This is a genomic window from Fontibacillus phaseoli, from assembly GCF_003337355.1.
GTDB lineage: Bacteria > Bacillota > Bacilli > Paenibacillales > Paenibacillaceae > Fontibacillus > Fontibacillus phaseoli.
Genome location: NZ_QPJW01000013.1, coordinates 51,598 through 69,093, shown reverse-complemented (window position 1 = coordinate 69,093; position 17,496 = coordinate 51,598). Strand labels below are relative to the sequence as shown.

Genomic DNA, 17,496 nt, shown 5'->3' with positions numbered 1-17,496 from the left:
TTTAAATCCATTTCTCTTTGCTTACTCTTTAATCAAAGAAAGGAACTCGGCCCGTGAAGCGGCGTCTTTGCGGAAGGTTCCTCTTACCGCCGAGGTCACCGTTTTGCTCCCAGGCTTTTTGACGCCTCGTGCGCACATGCATAAATGCTCCCCTTCGACGACGACCATAACTCCCTGAGGCTTAAGCACCTCGTCCATGATGTCGGCGATTTGCGACGTGATACGCTCTTGCACTTGCAGACGGCGGGTCACGGCTTCCACCAGACGTGCCAGCTTGCTGAGTCCGGCGATTCTGCCGCTTGGAATGTATCCAATATGCACCTTGCCGAAGAAAGGCGCCATATGGTGCTCGCATTGGCTGTAATACACGATATCTTTTACAATTACGAGCTCTTCATGGTTCTCTTCAAACGTAACTCCAAGAACATCCCGGGGATCGACTTCATATCCGCCAAAAATTTCCTCGTACATCCGGGTTACTCTCGCCGGTGTATCCAGCAGTCCCTCACGTTCCACATCTTCCCCGATGAGCTTGAGAATTTCGCGGACGTGATGCTCGATCTGCTCCCTGTTATCCCCTACCCGGGTGTTGACATAATCTTTTACTCCAGCCATTAGCGCCTCCTCCTTTCAAGTAATTATGCCGCAATCTGAAGCAGCTTATTTCTTTTTGCGTTTTCCCCCTGCCGGAGGCGTTGGATTCTGATTTTTCATCATCTGCTGGGCACGCTGCATTTGCTTGCCGTTTAAATTATACCCCATTTGTTTCGCCATCTTTTGCAGCATTTGCGGATCATTCTGCATCTTCGTCATTTGTCTGCGCAAATAAAAGACGCCGATCGCAAAGCCGCCGACCAAACCGACGATTAACGTAATAATAGGAATTACGATATCCATGCTTAAGCCACCCCTGTATAAAATCTCCTTGCGTCAAGCCATACAGCTAGCGCACTCAACATATCATAGCATTCAAGCAGATGCGATTCAAGCCAGAACCGCTTCGATAAACACCGTCGTTTCGTTGGCTAAATCTACTTCTTTGACTTCCAGTAGTTCCCCGGAACCTTGAACGACGCGCACGGCAGGACGTCCGGGCAGACCGCGGTGCTGGCGTACGACGACGCCCGTCTCCTTAGTTGACAACCGAACCGCAGTACCGGTCGGATACACGGAAACGATGCGAGTGAATTCCACCAGCACGTCGCGGTCAAGCACCTGCTCGGAGCAGGCCATCAATTGTTCGCATGCCTCGTGCGGCAGCATTGCGCGTCCGGTCCCATTCCCATCGGCAATGAAATTATCGTACATATTGGCTACCGCAACGATTTTAGCAAACTGATGGATCGCTTCACCATTCAAACCGCGCGGCACGCCTGTCCCGTTCAAACGCTCGTGATGCTGGAACGCCGTGTGGGCAATGAGCAAATTGAACTCTCGTTTATGCTTCAAGATTTCAAACCCCCGCCAGGTGTGGTGGTTTTTGGCGTCCTGGGGATCGGCGTCCTCCGGCAGCGGAATGTTCTTGCCTATATCATGAAGAAGTGCCCCGATCGCCAAATCTTTGAGCTGTCCGTAATTCAGCCCCAGATTAAGCCCCATCATCGAAGCTATCAGGCAAACATTTACGGCATGCAGATAAGCCGCATTATCCGCCGTACGAATCTCACTCAGTTGAACCAGCACTTCTTTATGATTCAATACGTCCGTAAGCAAACTGTCGACGGAAGCGCTGATTTTCCGTGGACTCCATTCCTTGCCTGACCGGACCGCTTCCAGCGTCTCGCTCATATCCCGAAATACGGCCTGTTTCGTCGATTCGCTAAGTACGTCTTCTATTTCGATATCCTCATAATCGGGGTGTTTGATGTAAAGCATCGAAACGCCGATCCGTTTCAGCGTGCTGATCATGTAGACCGTAAGCTGAACTCCCGACGACAAGAGCACCGTTCCGTTAGATGAATATACCGTCTTTCCCAATAGTTGACCCGGTTCGATATCCTCAATGCTGATAAATCTCATACCTTCTCCCCCTAGGTAACGATTTCTTCCAGTTTAATGCGGGCGGATTCGATGCGCTCGAGCACTTCGGGATCAGCCTCACTCTCAGCCGCTTTCGCGACAGCCGCCAACGCCTCCTCCCCGCCGATGCGGCTTAAAGCCCAGGCTGCGGTTCCCCGCAAGACCGGCCGCGGATCGTTTACCATGATATCTATTAATTTCGGTACGGAAGAGAGATCTTTGAAGTTCCCGAGCGCAATAACCGCGTTTCGCTGAATTGGTTTTTTTCCTCTCCAGGCCGCCGCGCTATCGCCGAACCTCTCTTTAAACTCCCGGTTACTCAAATCGAGAATGGGCAGAAGCAGCGGTTTCACCGTTTCAGGATCGGGCTGCAGCTCCGTGCGGTGTGACCATGACTTCCCTTTGTTTTTGGGACAGACAACCTGGCAAGTATCGCATCCGTAGAGCCGGTTCCCGATCTTCACCATAAATTCTTCTTCGAGAAAACCCTTTGTCTGAGTCAAAAAAGATATGCAGCGCTGCGCATTGAGCACCCCCGGACCGACCAGCGCACCCGTGGGACAGGCATCCAAACATTTTGTACAATCGCCGCAATCCTCTGTTACCGGTGTATCCGGCTGAAACGGTATATTCGTAATCAATTCACCCAGGTAGATCCAAGAGCCCCATTCGGGAGAAATGATGGCGCAATTTTTGCCATGAAACCCGATTCCCGCACGCTGAGCCACCGCTCTGTCCGATAAAGCCCCCGTGTCAACCATATCTTCGATCCGCGCGTCCGGCACCCGTTCCAAAATAAATCCCTTCAGTTTGGCCATCGCTTGCCGGAGAACCTGGTGATAATCCTGTCCCCAGGCCGACCTGGCGAGAATGCCGCGACGTCGTCCCGGCTCCGATTTCGGCGGATTATCCATTTTGGACGGATAGGCGACGGCGATGGATATCAGCGATGCCGGCTGTTCCAAAGACAATTCCGGATAGATTCGCTTGTCCAGATCCGGCTCTTCAAAGCCCGATTCATATCCCTTTTCGCGCCGATCCAGCAAAATGGACTTCAGCGACAAGAACGGGTCTGCGGAAGCAAACCCGATATCATCAATACCGAACGATGGCGCGGCTGCCTTGATTTCCCGTTTCAATTCGTCCCATACGGATTGTCCCGGCTTCCAAGTTTCGCTCGTTAAGTTGTTGGCCCTCGCCATCGCTCTCTCCTCCTTTTGCGTAAATCGTGGTGTAGCTGTCCATCATTTCAGGGACAGGCGTTTAATCGCTTCCCGCGCGAGCAGGTCGCAATGATTGTTAAGCTCGTTATCGCTATGGCCCTTGACCTTTACATATTCCACCTGATGAATGCCCATAAGCCGCCATAATTCCTGCCACAATTCTTTATTCTCGACCGGTTGTCCTTTGCTGTTCTTCCAGCCGTTCTTTAGCCATCCGTGAATCCAGCCTTTCTGAAAGCAGTTGACCACATAGGCGGAATCGCTATAGACCTGCGCCTTGCATGGCTCTTTTAACTGGCTCAGCGCCGAAATCACAGCCTGGATCTCCATCCGGTTATTCGTTGACATCGGCTCTCCGCCGGACATTTCCTTGCGGTGACCTTGATATAGAAGCACGGCGCCCCATCCCCCCGGTCCCGGGTTACCCGAACAGGCCCCATCCGTGTAAATCATAATTTCTTTCAAGTTAGCTACCTCCAATATTCGACTACAATCCACTACAGACCTCGTATCTTCGCAATCGGCCAGAACACGAATTCCGCCCGGCCCACAATGCTCCCCTTTTTCACACTGCCGAAATAGCGGCTGTCCTTACTCCGCCCCGCATGGCGGTTGTCTCCCATCACAAAATACTCGTTCTTCCCGAGAGTTACAGGGGCCAAATCGCTATCTTCGATTGCGGTGTCCGTATAGGGCTCGCTCTGCGACTGTCCGTCGACCAGCAGCTGATGATCCCGGATTTCCACCGTTTGTCCTGGTACGGCAACGATCCGTTTGACAAGGAACGGTTTTTTGTCGTTACCCGTACTTGGATCTCTAAGCACAACTACCTCGCCCGCTCGCGGCTCTGTAAACCGATAGACAATCTTATCAACGAACAGCCGCTCCTGTTCTTCCAGCGTCGGCTCCATCGATTGCCCTTTTACCATGGACAGATTGAACACGAATACATTCAAAAGCAGCATCACCGCAAAAGCGATCGTCACGGTCTTGAGCATATCCCAAAGCTCGGTCACCCAGCCTTTCTTGGGTAGTACCGGTTTCTCTGCAGGGCTGTTATTTACTTGCTCATTATTTATCAAGTCCTCCTCATGCCGGGAAGGAAATACTGGCTCCATGAAGCACCTCATCTGTAGCGTTTTAAAAAAATCAAAAAATAACTTATCATTAAATTTAAAACAGTCTAATAATAGAAAAGCATATCCTGCGCCCATTTGCAACGGGCGGAAGATATGCTTAAGATCTGCAAAAATAAGCAATGCACTAAAGTGTTCCTTCTTTATCTGGATCCGGATAGCGAACTTACAGCAGCGATGCCGAGCTTCTGGAATGCCTCTAAAAATTTGCTGGCTCCATAGCCCATAGCCTCGTACAACGGAGCAATCGCTTTGTTGTGCGGGTCTCCGGCAATCATAATTTGACGAATATTGCGCTGCTCAAACCGTTGTTCCATAGCAGTTACGAGATTTTTGCCTACTCCTTGACGACGGTAATCCGGATGAACTGCGGTACGGTAAATGAAACCTGTATTATTCTGATCGATCGTTCCAATCAAAATGCCCACAATCTCCTCGTCTACCTCAGCTATCATAATTAATTCCGAATCCCAAGACAGCTGTCTGGCAAACGCCCGCTTCGTGTCTTCGTAGCAATCCTCCATTAAGGCTTCCTGCAAAAGCTCCATCACTTGATTTACATCGCTCAACTGGAAGGAACGAATACGCATGCTATGATCTCCCTTTTTTCTACATATGATAGATTCATGTAAAATGTACGATCGATGATTTTTACACCAACCGAATAGTTGAATCCAGACAAAAACGAGAAAAAAACTGCTTCCTTGTCCATTAAACCATATATATCTCCAGAATACATCATTTTTCTTCTGAAAGCGCTTAATATGAAGCGTTTACATTTATTATTTTAAAAAAATTTTCTAATATTGGAAATGTAAATGCATAAAAACAGCTTCTCTTCCAATAATAGGATTGTTAATCTTGGCTTTACATTATGTTGACTTTTCCGACAACATTTTCGGAATCCACGGATGATTACCGCTCGGGTGATTTCTCGGTAACTTTTTGATCAACCTCTAAAAGGTTAATAATACTAAAGGTAATAAAAAACAAAATTGACGGAGGTATTTTAAACATGGCTCATGAACTCCCGGCCCTACCCTATCCCGCAAACGCATTGGAACCTCATATCGACGAACAGACGATGAATATTCATCACGACAGGCACCATAATACCTATGTTACCAACCTGAACGCAGCCCTTGAGAACGCACCGGATCTGCAGCAGAAAAGCGTGGAAGACCTCATCTCGGACCTGGACAGTGTCCCGGAAAGCATCCGTACGGCGGTTCGGAACAACGGTGGCGGACATGCCAACCATACTTTGTTCTGGCAGATTATCGGACCGGGCGGAGGCGGTACTCCTACCGGAGCAATCGGCGAAGCCATAGAACGCGAACTGGGCGGATTCGAGAAGTTCAAGGAGGACTTCACCAAAGCCGCGACGACTCGTTTCGGCAGCGGTTGGGCCTGGCTGGTAGTCGGCAAAGACGGCAAGCTCGCCGTCACCAGCACGCCGAATCAGGATAATCCGCTATCCGAAGGACTTACTCCGGTGCTTGGACTCGACGTATGGGAGCATGCCTACTACCTTAAGTATCAAAACAAACGTCCCGATTACATCGGCGCGTTCTGGAACATCATCAATTGGGATGAAGTGAATAAACGTTATGAGGCCGCGAAAAAATAAACTCTGGAGGGGATTTCCATGACTACGGACAATCAAAACGAATTGACGAACGACCCGCAAGAATTGCTCAAGCACAAACATGAAGCCGACAAGCAAAAGCAGCAATTCACGAACTTTGCGCGCAGCGTCAGCGGCACTACTCCGGTCGACAATGGTCAGGTTTCGCCGGACAAACACCATGAACCCGATCAGCAAAACAACATGAAGGATACGGAAAACCGGATGATCTGAGCCCACGTAGGTGGGAGACCGCTTCGCTGAGAGATGCTGCCCGGCACAACTTTAAGTGTTGCGTCGGGCAGCATCCGTTTTGGCAAAAATAACTGGATTTCCTACATCTAATTTCCCCTGTATGGGCCAGTGGAGCAAATTAGATGGAAAACTTGCAGTTAATTTTAGCTTTCTCCCACTTGGAGGACATAAAGCAGTATTTTAGCTGGAGGTTTTACAGTTAAATTCTCGAAAGCAGAAAATCGCCGATAAATAACTGGAGGTTTTACAGTTAATTCAGGCAGAATGAATGGCTAACGTATGCAAAAAAGGGCTGGACGAGAGACTTGCCTCTCATCCAGCCTTTTTATAGTTAGATTCACTTCCATAATGGAGCGTATTGTTTCAAAATCCGCAGAAATACATTGGGAAATGCAAGCTCCTCCATGTCTTCCGGAGTGATCCAGCGATATTCCGCAGAATCCTCGGCGGTTGTTGTTTCAACAGCAACCGGGTCTGACTCGTAGGCGGCCGATGCCTCGGCGGCGGCGAGCCCGGCGCCGAGGCCGGAGCTAACACTGGAGTCTTCCGCTTCCCGGAAGCGGAAGACGCGGAGGTTCCAGTGGATGTGGCTGAACGTATGCTCCGCGTCCATGAACGCTTCCACCGGCTCCGCGGCTACGCCCGCGGCGGCAAGGCCCGCGGCGAGCCGGTCCATCGCCGGCCCGTCCGGCAGGCCGGCGCCTTCGCCGGCGACCGCGGCTGCGGGGATGTGGGGCAGCTCCCACATCCGTGCGAGCAGCCCCGCATCCGGCCGCCGGCGGACGAGCACGCGCCCGGCGTGCTCCCCGTCGCCCTCCACAAGGGCGACGAGCCGGTACTCCGGCCGCGGCGGCTTCGCCTTGCTCTTCACCGGCAGGATATCCTCCGCGCCCTCAATTCGGGCCGCGCAATGAGCCATAACCGGGCAGACCAGGCACTGCGGGGACTTGGGTGTGCACACCAGCGCGCCCAGTTCCATCAGTGCCTGATTGAAGTCCGCGGCTCTTCCCCGCGGAATCAGCCCGGCGGCCAATTCTTCCATCAAGGTGCGCGTACCTGTTTTCATGATATCGTCCCGAATCAGAAAATAACGCGACAGCACCCGCATCACATTGCCGTCAACGGCCGGTTCCGGCTGGTTGAAGGCGATGCTGAGAATCGCGCCGGTCGTATACGGACCGACTCCCTTAAGCGCGGCCACATCCGCCTTATTCGCCGGAACTACCCCGCCGTGGCGCTCCACTACCTGCCGCGCAGCCGCCTGCAAATTGCGGGCCCGGGAATAATACCCGAGCCCTTCCCAGCATTTGAGCACCTCTTCTTCCGGCGCTTCGGCCAAATCGTTCAGCGTCGGGAAACGCTCGATAAACCGCTGAAAATACGGAATCACCGTGTCGACCCGCGTCTGCTGCAGCATAATTTCGGATACCCATATATAGTAGGGATCACGCTGTCTGCGCCAGGGTAAATCCCTTTTGGAACGTTCGTACCATTCAAGCAACTCTGTACTGAAATATTTTTTGCTATCTATGCTTTCCTGCATCGGTTTCTCCTTTAAATACCTGTTCAAAAATTGAATTTCACCGCAATTGCTCTACCACGGCAAAAGCCGAAGCTAGCTGGCGCTCATGGGTGATGCTCAAATGGATGTCGTATTCCCCAGGGAATAATCCCAGACGGCCCCATGCCCCTGAAGACAGCACGATTGAGGGCTTGCCTTTGTCGTCCGGCAAAATTTCCATGTCGGCAAATCCAAGCACTTGTCCTATACCGCAACCGAACGCCTTGCTTACCGCCTCCTTCGCGGCAAACCGTCCGGACAGAAATTCCGCGGGCCGCGCCGCGCATCCAGGAAGAAGCAACTCTGCAGGTGTCAATATCCGCTGCTTCAGCTTTTCACCGGCTGCCCCTTCCAGTATGCGGTGCATGCGTCCGATTTCCACTACATCATGACCAATTCCATATATCAAAAGGCTGCCCTTCTTCCTCTTTGTCTTCTTTGGCCGCTATTCAACAAATTCTCTATTCGTAATTCGCATACGTAAGCCAGTAATTTACTGCTTCACAAATTCACCGATCGGCTTGTTTGCTTACCCCGCATCACACATTCACATTGTAACAGGGAAGCATTCATGAAGCGAGTCCGGTAAAATTTCCTATGTTATAATTAGCGCATAATGACGGTCTTACGAAAGGATGGATCACATATGGCGATCGATTTCCAAATTCCGCTTAAAGACGGGGCCGTGCTGAGATGTTCCCGCTTTCCGGCACAATCCCCCGGCACCTCCAAAAGCCTGATTGTCATCGCGCACGGATATAAAGGATTCAAGGACTGGGGCATGTTTCCGCACGCCGCCGAATATTTAAGCCGCAATCATGAAATCGTCACGTTCAACTTCTCCCATAACGGAATCGGCGACGAACCGGACCAATTCACCGAACTGGAGAAATTCGCCGTAAACACCTATGACCGGGAACTGTCCGATTTGAACAGCCTTATCGCTCACTTACAAAGCGATCTTCAGTTCCACGGGCTTCCGCTGTTTTTGCTCGGTCACAGCCGGGGCGCCGGAGTCTGCCTCGTCTATGCCCTCGATCATCCCGGCCAGGTCCGCGGGGTCATCTCCTGGAACGGAATTACGAACCTTAACCTGTTCAGTGACAAGCAGAAAGAAGAGATGCGCGAAGCCGGACGAAGCTATGTACTCAACGGGCGGACCGGGCAGCAAATGCCTCTCGACCGGGTCATCCTTGAGGATCTGGATTCACAGCGGGATCGATACGATATTTTGGGCCGTATGGCACTCGGCTCCGGTTCCGATTTCTCCGCCGTCCTGATTCAAGGCTCGGAAGACGGCGCACATTTGCGCAAAGGATCGGCGGAACTGGTCAAGCTGCGTCCGGATATCTCCTTGATCCAAATCCAGGGGGGCAATCATACTTTCGGCACCGTCCATCCGTTTCAAGGGTTTACGGAATCCTTCTCGGAGGCGCTCCAGGCCACTCAGTCCTTCATTGCAGCCACCGTTGGCGCGTCATCATCTCCCCACCATGACGGAAAGCAAGATTGATCAAGTTTACCGCTCCCCCGTCCGCTATACTTATTCCATAGACCGGTCTGGAGGAAGTTCATGAACAATTTTGAAACCATTCAGCAAAGCATCGAATATATCGAATCGCGGCTTGACGAGGAGTTGACGTTAAAGGAAGTGTCCCAGGCCATGCATTATTCGGAGTACCACTTCCATCGTACCTTCCTGTATATGGTAGGCGATACCGTGACCTCGTACATCCGGAAACGGCGGCTGTCCAAAGCGGCCGAGTTGCTTGCCTTCAGCAACAAAAAGCTGCTCGACATCGCGCTGGAATGCGGCTTCGGTTCCCATGAGGCTTTTACGAGGGCATTCCGGAAAATGTACGGTATTTTGCCGTCGGCCTGCCGCAGGCTGGGACGCCCTCCATACATCGTCGCCAAGGCCGAGCTGCAACCTTTATTCGATGAAAAAATCTATTTGGAACGGGGAGAAGTTAACATGGAATATCGGATTGAGACTAGCCAAGCTATGAGAGTTATCGGTTATGGGATTCAAACGACCACGGTAGAAGGACAGAACAGCACGGAGATTCCGGCCTTCTGGCAAGCTTACATGAAGGATCGGTTAGGCGAAAAAGTGCCCGGCAAAAAGCGTCCCGATGTAGAGCTCGGCATTTGCACCGCCATGGACGAGGACGGAATGTTCCGTTACATCATCGGTTTTGAGACGGATAACGTTACCGAGGTGCCTGAAGGAATGGTAGACTACGTAATCCCGGAAGCCACCTACGCCATCTTCACGACTCCGCCCGTAAGCCAGGAAGATTTCACGTCGTCCATTCAGGAAACATGGAACCAAATTTTTAGTGAATGGTTCCCTTCCTCCGGTTACGAGCAGGCTTGCGCTCCCGACTTCGAATGGTACGATCAGCGGTGCTGGCCGAAGGAAGGCAAGCAAATTGACATTTACATCCCGGTTCAACCAGCGGAAGCAAAATAAAAAGAAGGGCCTTCCCCCGCGGAAGGCCCTTCTTTTTATTTTGCACTATTCGTAGCGAAGCGCTTCGATCGGATGCAGTTTGGAAGCCCTGTTCGCTGGATACAGGCCGAAGAAAATGCCGACCGCGGCCGAGAATCCGAACGCGAGCAGGATAGCCCAAATCGAAATGACGAAAGGCCATCCCGAGATGAGGGCGAACATATATGCCGCAAACAGTCCCAGCAGCGCACCCAGCGTTCCGCCGATAAACGAGAGGATGACCGCCTCGATCATGAACTGCAGCATAATCGTCCCCGGAGTCGCCCCGATCGCTTTGCGTATTCCGATCTCCCGTGTCCGTTCCGTCACCGATACGAGCATGATGTTCATGACGCCGATGCCCCCGACCAGAAGGGAGATTCCTGCGATAGATCCAATAATCGTTTGAAGAATGGAGAAGGTGCTGGATACCATTTTTTCGGCATCTTTGCCGGTTTCGGCGATATACGAGTCAGGTTCCACATTCTTCCGTTCCGCCAGCCAATCCTTCAGCGTCTTTATCGTCTCATCCATCTGATCGGGAGAGGAGGCTATAATCTGCAGCATCCCGAGCCGCCCGTCATTCTCGGTATCACCATAGGAAAGCGTCGTGATTGGCACATACCCGGTATACCGTTCGCCCTCCATTCCGCTCATTATATTATCCTGGGTTTTGTATACGCCGACAATGCGGAAGGTATCGTTCCCCAGAACGACTCTTCTGCCAACGGCTCCTTTGGCCGACCCAAATGCCTTTTCAGCATATTTAGCGTCGATTACGACGACCTTCTGCCTGCCTCTTTCTTCCTCCGCTTTAAAAAACCTTCCTGCCTCCATATCAATCTTTTGCATTTTAGGCATCTCCGAGGTGGTGCCCGTTACGGTGAAGCGCAGCTTCTCTTGCTTTAGCATGGTCGTCACCCCATAGCCCATGGAGGCTGAAACATAACGAACGCCGGGCACCTTGCGGACTTCAGCCATATCCCGCTGCCGGAAATCGGCCTTTTCCACGTTGGTTTCATCGTTATAATTCGGATAAATCACGAAATAGCCGTCCCCGTAATTGGAGACCATCGAAATGATGGACGACTGTCCGGCCTGCCCGATCGACACTACCGTTACGACCGCAGCAACCCCGAACACGATGCCGATCATCGTCAAAAAGGAACGGAGCTTGTTCATCCGCAAATTGTCCAGAGCAACCCATACGCTCTCCCAAATGCTCATAGGCGGACACTCCCTTTGCGCGTATCCTTGAGCAGCTTGCCGTCCCCGAACAGAAGCACGCGATCCGCATGTTCGGCGATTTCGGGTTCATGCGTTACGAGTACAATCGTCGTTCCTTCCCGGTGAATCTCTTTGAACAAGGCCATGATATCCTGGGAGGACTTCGTATCCAGATTCCCGGTCGGTTCGTCCGCAAGCAAAATTGGAGCTTCCATCGTCAATGCCCGGGCGATCGCCACCCGCTGTTTTTGCCCGCCGGACAGTTCATTGGGGCGATGTTTCACGCGATCCTTCAGGCCGACCTTGTCCAGCAGGCCAAGCGCTCGCTCCTGACGCTTCTCCCTGGAAGTCCCCGCGTACATCATCGGCAGCGTCACGTTTTGCAGCACCGTCTGCCGTCCCAGCAGATTAAAGCTCTGGAACACAAACCCGATTTTCCGGTTACGGACTCGGGCCAAATCGTCTTCATTCAGCGTATGAACTTCTTCCCCATCCAGCAAGTAACTGCCGGAGGTCGGCACGTCGAGGCATCCGATGATATTCATCAGCGTAGACTTGCCCGAGCCGGAACTGCCCATGATGGCCACGAATTCGCCCCGTTCAATCTGCAAATCAATATGGCTGAGCGCCTCCACTTCAAGCGGTCCGTTTTTGTATACTTTGGTGATGCCGCTGAGCGTAATCATTGAACGCTCACCTTATCGCCGTCTCGCAGCGAGTCCACACCGTCCACCACAATCCGGTCCCCTTTCGCGGCCCCGCTAACGATCTCGATCTGTTCATCGCCCTCTTTTCCGGTCGTAACCGGCACTTTAACGGCTCTCCCCTCTTCCGGTTTGAAAACGAAAGCCTGCTCTCCCTCATATTGCACGGCACTAATCGGCACCAGCAGCCGAGGCTTGTCCGGAATTTCCATGGCGATCGCTACGTTGTAGCCGGAGCGAAGTTCGGCGGACGTCGTCTTCAAGCCTACGGTCATCTCCACCGAAGTATCTTTGGAAGTAGTATCGACAATTTTCGCAGTCGGAGCCAAATAAGTGACTTCGCCGTCATACGTCCCCGCGAACGACTCGCTGGTGATGACAGCTTTCATACCCATAGCGGCCTTGCCGGCATCCAACTCATTCAAATAAGCGCGAACTTTGTACGAAGACAAGTCGGAGATCGAAACGATCGAGCTTCCCTCCGCGATTAGTTGGCCTTCATTGACGGTTAGTCCGGTAACAACCCCTTCAACCGGCGCATGAACGACGCTGTTCGTCAGCTTTTTCTCCAAAGAAGCAATTATCAGCTTGCTGCTTTGAATGCGCAAATCATAGGCTGTCAAATCCACTTCCGCCAAGTCTTGTCCGGGATCCTCGTTCATCACCTTTTTGAAGTTGTCGAAATGCTTCTTTTTCGCCTGAAGGCGCTCGGACTCCGCCAGTTGTAAATTCAACCGTTCTTTCTTGAGTTGTTCCTTCATCTCATCCATTTTAAGGGTTAGCAGAATCTGGCCTTTGGTTACCGTATCCCCGAGCTTAATTTTTAGATCCTCCACGACTCCGCTGGCCGGAGAATACATCTCCGTCGTATTTTCCGGCTCCAGCTTACCATTGGTGTAGATTACTTCGACGATAGAATCTTCGGCGACCTCGACGGTCTTAACCGGTGCAGCCCGATTCGTGTTTACGATATTGACGAGAACGAGGCCGATCACAACCACGCCAATAATAATACCCCATATCCATTTTTTCTTTAACACATCCATCACCCTATCCTATTCTTTGAAGACTCAGATCAAACCAGCAGCAGCGAACCCAATGAAAATACAAGCCACGTCCCGATGATCCACATGCCGACCGTCTTGCGGGGACGCTTCATCATCACCGCGGCGCCGACCACGTACAAAGCCAATCCCCAGAGACTGAATGGATTAACGAGCAACAGCAGGTGGTATAACATGCTCGATTTATCCGATACCAAAGCAGCCAAACTGAGCGAAACCTCGGTCGCCGATTGCGCACCCGTAGCAAAAATAATAATTGATGTAATTAATCCGCCCAGCGTGCCCGGCAGCGCCGCGTAGGATATCATCGTGACCAACTGCATGTACTTAGCCTCGCCTCTGACGATCAGATTCAGCAGTATATACAGAAGGGCTCCGATAAAAGTAACGGCTGCAATACTGAGCGGGGCCATGACTATTGCTCCAATAATAGCGCCGGCCACGACGGTATCAACCGTGGCGGAATCAGCAAGACCGTTGACTTGCAAGCTTTCTTTGGCGGTTTGTTCAATCACCGGCATCTGCAGGAAAATCGATACCAGAGAAATTGCGATGAGCAAGATAAAAGGAATAAGCCATGCTGTCTTGCTTTTGTCTCTGACCCTCTTGAACGTTTCCTCTGGCGAAACAAAAATAGTAAACAAATTTTTCAAATAAAATCCTCCTTAACTCCCGTTTTTTCCACGCTTCAAAAAAAATATGTATTAAATAAGTTGCTGATATATATACGCTTCAAGAGACTTAAAAGATTCATTAAAGTCTTGAAAACTTTGCCATATTCCAAAGATTGTACTTTTTTGCACATAAAAAAATCCGCCGGAGCCCGTAGCTCTCAGCGGTTAGCCGTTACGCGTATGCTTCTTTATTAAATTCCCGGAATCGGGTTGCGCTTAGACTCGGTCTTCCGGTAGAAAGACTCCAGCCGCTCCCGGATTGCGGAATCGACCTCCTTGCCTTCCAGGTAATCGCAAATATCCTCGTTGCTGATTCCGGGTTCCTTCTCATTTCTCTGTCCTTCCCCCAGCCCGGCAGTCGGTTCCTTGTCGATCATGCTTTCCGGCACGCCCAGGTAAGCGGCGAGCTGGCAGATTTGGCGCTTGTTGAGCGAACTTAGCGGAGTAATATCGCCGCCCCCGTCTCCATGCCCGGAATAGAAACCCGTGAACACTTCCGAAGCATGGTACGTACCGACCACCAGCAAATTGAGTTCAAATGCCAGCGCATATTGCACGGCCGTCCCGGTCCGGGCTTTGACATGGTCTTTCCCTTGAGGACTCATATGCCGGAATTGCCCGATGTTTTTAAGCCCGTATTCTACTTCCAGCGCGATTTCATCGACCGCTTCCTCGATATTCGTCTCCACGGTATGGCTCAATTCGAAAGCTTTGGCGACTTCATAGCTATGCACGATATCCTCCCGATCGCCGTAAGGCTGGAATACGCCGAGCGTAATGTAATCCCGGCCCGACTCCCGTGACAGTTCATCGCTTGCCTTCTTGCACAAGCCGGTTGCAACCGCACTGTCGATGCCGCCGCTGATCGCGACGAGCAGTCCCGTGGTACGGGAGCTTTTTACGAATTCCTTCAAAAAATCCACGCGTATGCGGACTTCCTCTTCCACATCGATTACGGGCTTTACCCTTAAACGGTCAATGATTTCCTGCTGCAAGCTCATCCCGGTATCCCTCCGCTCATTCTGCAGACATATGTAAAACGCCCCGCAAGTCGCTGTGATTGCCGAACTGCGGGACGCCTGGTCTAATCGTTATGATACTGTCTTACTGAATATCTTACCGGCAAAAGCGGTCAAAAGCACCGGTCAGATCGGCAGCGATTTCTTCAGCCGAACGGTCCTCAATTTGATGGCGTTCGATGAAATGAACGAGCTCGCCATCCTTCATCAACGCAATGGATGGTGAAGACGGCGGATATGGCGCGAAATATTCGCGGGCCGTTGCCGTCGCTTCCTTATCCTGACCTGCAAATACGGTAAACAGGTGGTCCGGGGTCAAATCGTGCTGTAGCGCTTTGGCCACGCCCGGGCGGCATTGTCCGGCCGCACAGCCGCAAACCGAGTTCACTACGACCAGCGTCGTTCCCTTCGCGGTTGGCAGCGCTCCTTCCACATCCTCAGGGCTCCGAAGCTCCCGGATTCCCAGAGAGGTCAGTTCATCCCGCATCGGTTGAACCATGTCTCTCATATATTGATCAAACGACATTGACATAGCTGCTTCACTCCTTATAAAACTTATGTTCCGAAAGCGCGATCACACACTTCGTATTAAAACTATATATAATTATACATTCATAAGGAAGGAAAGCAACTTTGTATGAACGTTTCTATGTACCCTTCAATAAGCATCGTCCCCAAAAACAAAAGAATCCCTATTAATCGACAAGCGGCGGCAAGGTGCCGCTACGAAGACGCTGAGAAGATGGATCAGTTTGAGTAAAAGGGAAGAAAACCGTAAATGTAGTGCCTTTTCCTTCTTCGGAATCTACGCTGATCTTTCCGCTGTGGCGCTCCATAATGCTGAGGCAAAGCGAAAGGCCCAAGCCCGTCCCCTGCGATTTCGTCGTGAAAAACGGTTCGAACAGCCTCTCCTGCTGAGCCGGGGAAATGCCGGCGCCGGTATCCTTAACATACAATTCCACGCCGTCCGTGCCGCATTTCGTCTCCAGAGTCAACTGACCTTTTTCATCCATCGCTTCCATCCCGTTGCGTCCCAGATTCAGTATTAACTGCTTGATTTCCTTCTGGTTCAACAGCAGTTCCGGCACTTCCTCATCCAGCATGACCTCGATACTTTGGCCCCGCAGATTGGCGTCCGCCCAAAGCAGCGGCGTCAGCTCCTTGATGATTTCATGCAGGCTGCACAGTTCCATTTTGACCGACCGATTCTGTGCCAGGGATAAAAAGTCGTTTATGATGCTGTTGGCGCGGTCCAGTTCCTCCAACACGATCCGGTAATAATGATCCAGGGTAGATGGACTCTTTTCCCGCATCAATTGCAGGAATCCCCGGACAACGGCCATAGGATTACGAATTTCATGGGTGATTCCTGCAGCCATTTGCCCGACGAGGCTTAACCGCTCAATATGATTCAGTTCCTTACGGAACGTCTCCAACTCGGTAATGTCCTGAATAATCAGTACAGCCCCAATCGTTTCGTCGGTGTGGCCTTTTTTGATCGGTGACGTACTGGTAAAATAGATTTGATCCCCGCTTTGGAGCAGTTCGCGGGTTATCGCATTTTCCTCGAGCGTCTGGGCGGCCCGGGATATTAATACTTCAAACTGGATATCCGTAAGTACAATATTCAGCTTGTGCCTGATGAGATTTTCGCGGGTAGCTGTCGGATCGCTCCGGCGATAGAGACGGAGGAACGTCTCGTTGATCGCCATAATATCTCTCTGCCGGTCGAGCAAAATAATGCTGAGCGGAGCGGCGTCGAGGCTCTGTTGCAGCTTTTCCGCTTCGCGGAAATAATTACGGGACAACTGCATAACCTGCAAGCGGAGCTTTTCCTTTTCCAGCGTATGCTCGATCATATAGACGAACAACGCTCCGATCATCAAGGTAACGAGTACATTGACCGCAGTTGCCGCCAGGGAGGACAAATCGGTTCGAAGCGTTTCCGTCCCGGTCATGAACGGGGAGGACGTGATCATTAACTCGCCTGCGACAAAAAATACGGAAAGCGTTACAACCTTCCCGTGCCTTGTCGTCACTTTAAAATAATTCGATGCCAGGAGCACCATCGGGTACAAAAGCATGCCCGTTTCCAGAATCATTCCGGAAAAAGTGAAGTTTAATGCAAATAAAGGATAAAGAAGCAGTTGAATCAGTGCAAGCGCTACGCCGTCGCGCAACCGGCCGTATAGCATCAAAGCAAACAGCGGCAAAATACCATAATTAATCGGAAGCTCATCCCATAATCGGGTGGAAAATATCGAGCAAAGCAACATACTTACCGTGCAAGTATAAAAAAGCCCAACGGAATAGGAATTTTTGCAGATGCCCCCTTCCTTCGACATGTGATTGGAGGTGCAATTCCCATAGATCAACGGGAACAAAAATGCAGGTACGCCGGCGATCAGCATCTGCAGCAGAATTTCTTTTATTTCCCCCATGTTCTCCCTCCTTTGGCGGAAGAATTATCCTATTTCCGATTAAATCATAGGC

19 protein-coding genes and 1 pseudogene are annotated in these 17,496 nt (G+C 51.3%); 4 read left to right on the top strand and 16 right to left on the bottom strand.

Annotation, left to right across the window (positions count from 1 at the left end; genetic code table 11):
* Positions 1-21 precede the first annotated feature (21 nt).
* The 7 genes and pseudogenes from folE to DFP94_RS21460 form a co-directional block, all read right to left on the bottom strand.
* Positions 22-615 carry a GTP cyclohydrolase I FolE gene (gene folE / locus DFP94_RS21490; protein ID WP_114498527.1) on the bottom strand — a complete coding sequence of 198 codons (594 nt, stop codon included), beginning with the start codon at positions 613-615 and terminating at the stop codon, positions 22-24.
* 45 nt (positions 616-660) lie between these two features.
* Positions 661-897 carry a YneF family protein gene (locus tag DFP94_RS21485; RefSeq protein ID WP_114498526.1) on the bottom strand — a complete coding sequence of 79 codons (237 nt, stop codon included), beginning with the start codon at positions 895-897 and terminating at the stop codon, positions 661-663.
* A gap of 87 nt (positions 898-984) precedes the next feature.
* Positions 985-2,019 carry an HD-GYP domain-containing protein gene (locus DFP94_RS21480; protein WP_114498525.1) on the bottom strand — a complete coding sequence of 345 codons (1,035 nt, stop codon included), beginning with the start codon at positions 2,017-2,019 and terminating at the stop codon, positions 985-987.
* A 23-nt stretch (positions 2,020-2,042) separates the two neighbouring features.
* Positions 2,043-3,221, bottom strand: a pseudogene (gene queG / locus DFP94_RS21475) (tRNA epoxyqueuosine(34) reductase QueG); the annotation flags it as partial.
* Positions 3,222-3,263: 42 nt separating this feature from the next.
* Complete coding sequence (rnhA, locus tag DFP94_RS21470) at positions 3,264-3,707, bottom strand: ribonuclease HI (RefSeq protein ID WP_114498523.1); 444 nt, start codon at positions 3,705-3,707, stop codon at positions 3,264-3,266.
* 32 nt (positions 3,708-3,739) lie between these two features.
* A complete protein-coding gene (gene lepB / locus DFP94_RS21465; RefSeq protein WP_114498522.1) occupies positions 3,740-4,360 on the bottom strand; it encodes a signal peptidase I in 621 nt (206 codons plus the stop codon).
* A gap of 161 nt (positions 4,361-4,521) precedes the next feature.
* Positions 4,522-4,968 (bottom strand): GNAT family N-acetyltransferase, encoded by a 447-nt coding sequence (locus tag DFP94_RS21460; protein ID WP_114498521.1) that lies wholly within the window; start codon positions 4,966-4,968, stop codon positions 4,522-4,524.
* 425 nt (positions 4,969-5,393) lie between these two features.
* Here DFP94_RS21460 and DFP94_RS21455 point away from each other — a divergent pair, with 425 nt between their 5' ends.
* Together DFP94_RS21455 and DFP94_RS21450 are read left to right on the top strand one after the other, a co-directional pair.
* Entirely contained in the window at positions 5,394-6,008 is a 615-nt protein-coding gene (locus DFP94_RS21455) for a superoxide dismutase (protein WP_114498520.1), read from the top strand.
* Between the two features lie 18 nt (positions 6,009-6,026).
* Entirely contained in the window at positions 6,027-6,239 is a 213-nt protein-coding gene (locus DFP94_RS21450; RefSeq protein ID WP_114498519.1) for a hypothetical protein, read from the top strand.
* A 358-nt stretch (positions 6,240-6,597) separates the two neighbouring features.
* On the opposite strand, the gene mutY is transcribed toward DFP94_RS21450, so the two are convergent.
* Both mutY and acpS read right to left on the bottom strand, forming a co-directional pair.
* Complete coding sequence (gene mutY, locus DFP94_RS21445; RefSeq protein ID WP_114498518.1) at positions 6,598-7,803, bottom strand: A/G-specific adenine glycosylase; 1,206 nt, start codon at positions 7,801-7,803, stop codon at positions 6,598-6,600.
* A 37-nt stretch (positions 7,804-7,840) separates the two neighbouring features.
* Positions 7,841-8,230: a holo-ACP synthase gene (acpS, locus tag DFP94_RS21440; protein ID WP_114498517.1), complete on the bottom strand. Its 390-nt coding sequence runs from the start codon at positions 8,228-8,230 to the stop codon at positions 7,841-7,843.
* A gap of 237 nt (positions 8,231-8,467) precedes the next feature.
* Here acpS and DFP94_RS21435 point away from each other — a divergent pair, with 237 nt between their 5' ends.
* Together DFP94_RS21435 and DFP94_RS21430 are read left to right on the top strand one after the other, a co-directional pair.
* Positions 8,468-9,334: an alpha/beta fold hydrolase gene (locus tag DFP94_RS21435; protein ID WP_114498516.1), complete on the top strand. Its 867-nt coding sequence runs from the start codon at positions 8,468-8,470 to the stop codon at positions 9,332-9,334.
* 60 nt (positions 9,335-9,394) lie between these two features.
* Positions 9,395-10,297, top strand: coding sequence for an AraC family transcriptional regulator (locus DFP94_RS21430; RefSeq protein ID WP_114498515.1), 903 nt, complete (start codon positions 9,395-9,397; stop codon positions 10,295-10,297).
* Between the two features lie 45 nt (positions 10,298-10,342).
* On the opposite strand, the gene DFP94_RS21425 is transcribed toward DFP94_RS21430, so the two are convergent.
* The 7 genes from DFP94_RS21425 to DFP94_RS21395 all read right to left on the bottom strand — a co-directional run bounded on the left by DFP94_RS21425 (position 10,343) and on the right by DFP94_RS21395 (position 17,444).
* The gene (locus DFP94_RS21425; protein ID WP_114498514.1) at positions 10,343-11,542 is read right to left on the bottom strand and encodes an ABC transporter permease; all 1,200 of its coding nucleotides are present in this window, start codon (positions 11,540-11,542) and stop codon (positions 10,343-10,345) included.
* Positions 11,539-12,228: an ABC transporter ATP-binding protein gene (locus DFP94_RS21420; protein ID WP_114498513.1), complete on the bottom strand. Its 690-nt coding sequence runs from the start codon at positions 12,226-12,228 to the stop codon at positions 11,539-11,541. The genes DFP94_RS21425 and DFP94_RS21420 overlap by 4 nt, the downstream gene beginning before the upstream one ends.
* Positions 12,225-13,292, bottom strand: coding sequence for an efflux RND transporter periplasmic adaptor subunit (locus DFP94_RS21415; RefSeq protein ID WP_245955051.1), 1,068 nt, complete (start codon positions 13,290-13,292; stop codon positions 12,225-12,227). The genes DFP94_RS21420 and DFP94_RS21415 overlap by 4 nt, the downstream gene beginning before the upstream one ends.
* A gap of 29 nt (positions 13,293-13,321) precedes the next feature.
* The gene (locus tag DFP94_RS21410; protein WP_114498511.1) at positions 13,322-13,963 is read right to left on the bottom strand and encodes a YIP1 family protein; all 642 of its coding nucleotides are present in this window, start codon (positions 13,961-13,963) and stop codon (positions 13,322-13,324) included.
* Positions 13,964-14,175: 212 nt separating this feature from the next.
* On the bottom strand, positions 14,176-14,985 hold the full coding sequence (gene nadE / locus DFP94_RS21405; protein WP_114498510.1) for an NAD(+) synthase: 810 nt from the start codon (positions 14,983-14,985) through the stop codon (positions 14,176-14,178).
* A gap of 115 nt (positions 14,986-15,100) precedes the next feature.
* The gene (locus DFP94_RS21400) at positions 15,101-15,535 is read right to left on the bottom strand and encodes a BrxA/BrxB family bacilliredoxin (protein WP_114498509.1); all 435 of its coding nucleotides are present in this window, start codon (positions 15,533-15,535) and stop codon (positions 15,101-15,103) included.
* A 163-nt stretch (positions 15,536-15,698) separates the two neighbouring features.
* On the bottom strand, positions 15,699-17,444 hold the full coding sequence (locus DFP94_RS21395; RefSeq protein WP_114498508.1) for a two-component system sensor histidine kinase NtrB: 1,746 nt from the start codon (positions 17,442-17,444) through the stop codon (positions 15,699-15,701).
* Between the last annotated feature and the right edge of the window lie 52 nt (positions 17,445-17,496).

What these genes read in the sequence shown, in the direction of transcription:
- folE (WP_114498527.1), bottom strand. Translation starts at nt 615, where the DNA reads ATGGCTGGAGTAAAAGATTATGTCAACACCCGGGTAGGGGATAACAGG.
- DFP94_RS21485 (WP_114498526.1), bottom strand. Translation starts at nt 897, where the DNA reads ATGGATATCGTAATTCCTATTATTACGTTAATCGTCGGTTTGGTCGGC.
- DFP94_RS21480 (WP_114498525.1), bottom strand. Translation starts at nt 2,019, where the DNA reads ATGAGATTTATCAGCATTGAGGATATCGAACCGGGTCAACTATTGGGA.
- lepB (WP_114498522.1), bottom strand. Translation starts at nt 4,360, where the DNA reads ATGGAGCCAGTATTTCCTTCCCGGCATGAGGAGGACTTGATAAATAAT.
- DFP94_RS21460 (WP_114498521.1), bottom strand. Translation starts at nt 4,968, where the DNA reads ATGCGTATTCGTTCCTTCCAGTTGAGCGATGTAAATCAAGTGATGGAG.
- DFP94_RS21455 (WP_114498520.1), top strand. Translation starts at nt 5,394, where the DNA reads ATGGCTCATGAACTCCCGGCCCTACCCTATCCCGCAAACGCATTGGAA.
- DFP94_RS21450 (WP_114498519.1), top strand. Translation starts at nt 6,027, where the DNA reads ATGACTACGGACAATCAAAACGAATTGACGAACGACCCGCAAGAATTG.
- mutY (WP_114498518.1), bottom strand. Translation starts at nt 7,803, where the DNA reads ATGCAGGAAAGCATAGATAGCAAAAAATATTTCAGTACAGAGTTGCTT.
- DFP94_RS21435 (WP_114498516.1), top strand. Translation starts at nt 8,468, where the DNA reads ATGGCGATCGATTTCCAAATTCCGCTTAAAGACGGGGCCGTGCTGAGA.
- DFP94_RS21430 (WP_114498515.1), top strand. Translation starts at nt 9,395, where the DNA reads ATGAACAATTTTGAAACCATTCAGCAAAGCATCGAATATATCGAATCG.
- DFP94_RS21425 (WP_114498514.1), bottom strand. Translation starts at nt 11,542, where the DNA reads ATGAGCATTTGGGAGAGCGTATGGGTTGCTCTGGACAATTTGCGGATG.
- DFP94_RS21420 (WP_114498513.1), bottom strand. Translation starts at nt 12,228, where the DNA reads ATGATTACGCTCAGCGGCATCACCAAAGTATACAAAAACGGACCGCTT.
- DFP94_RS21415 (WP_245955051.1), bottom strand. Translation starts at nt 13,292, where the DNA reads ATGGATGTGTTAAAGAAAAAATGGATATGGGGTATTATTATTGGCGTG.
- nadE (WP_114498510.1), bottom strand. Translation starts at nt 14,985, where the DNA reads ATGAGCTTGCAGCAGGAAATCATTGACCGTTTAAGGGTAAAGCCCGTA.
- DFP94_RS21400 (WP_114498509.1), bottom strand. Translation starts at nt 15,535, where the DNA reads ATGTCAATGTCGTTTGATCAATATATGAGAGACATGGTTCAACCGATG.
- DFP94_RS21395 (WP_114498508.1), bottom strand. Translation starts at nt 17,444, where the DNA reads ATGGGGGAAATAAAAGAAATTCTGCTGCAGATGCTGATCGCCGGCGTA.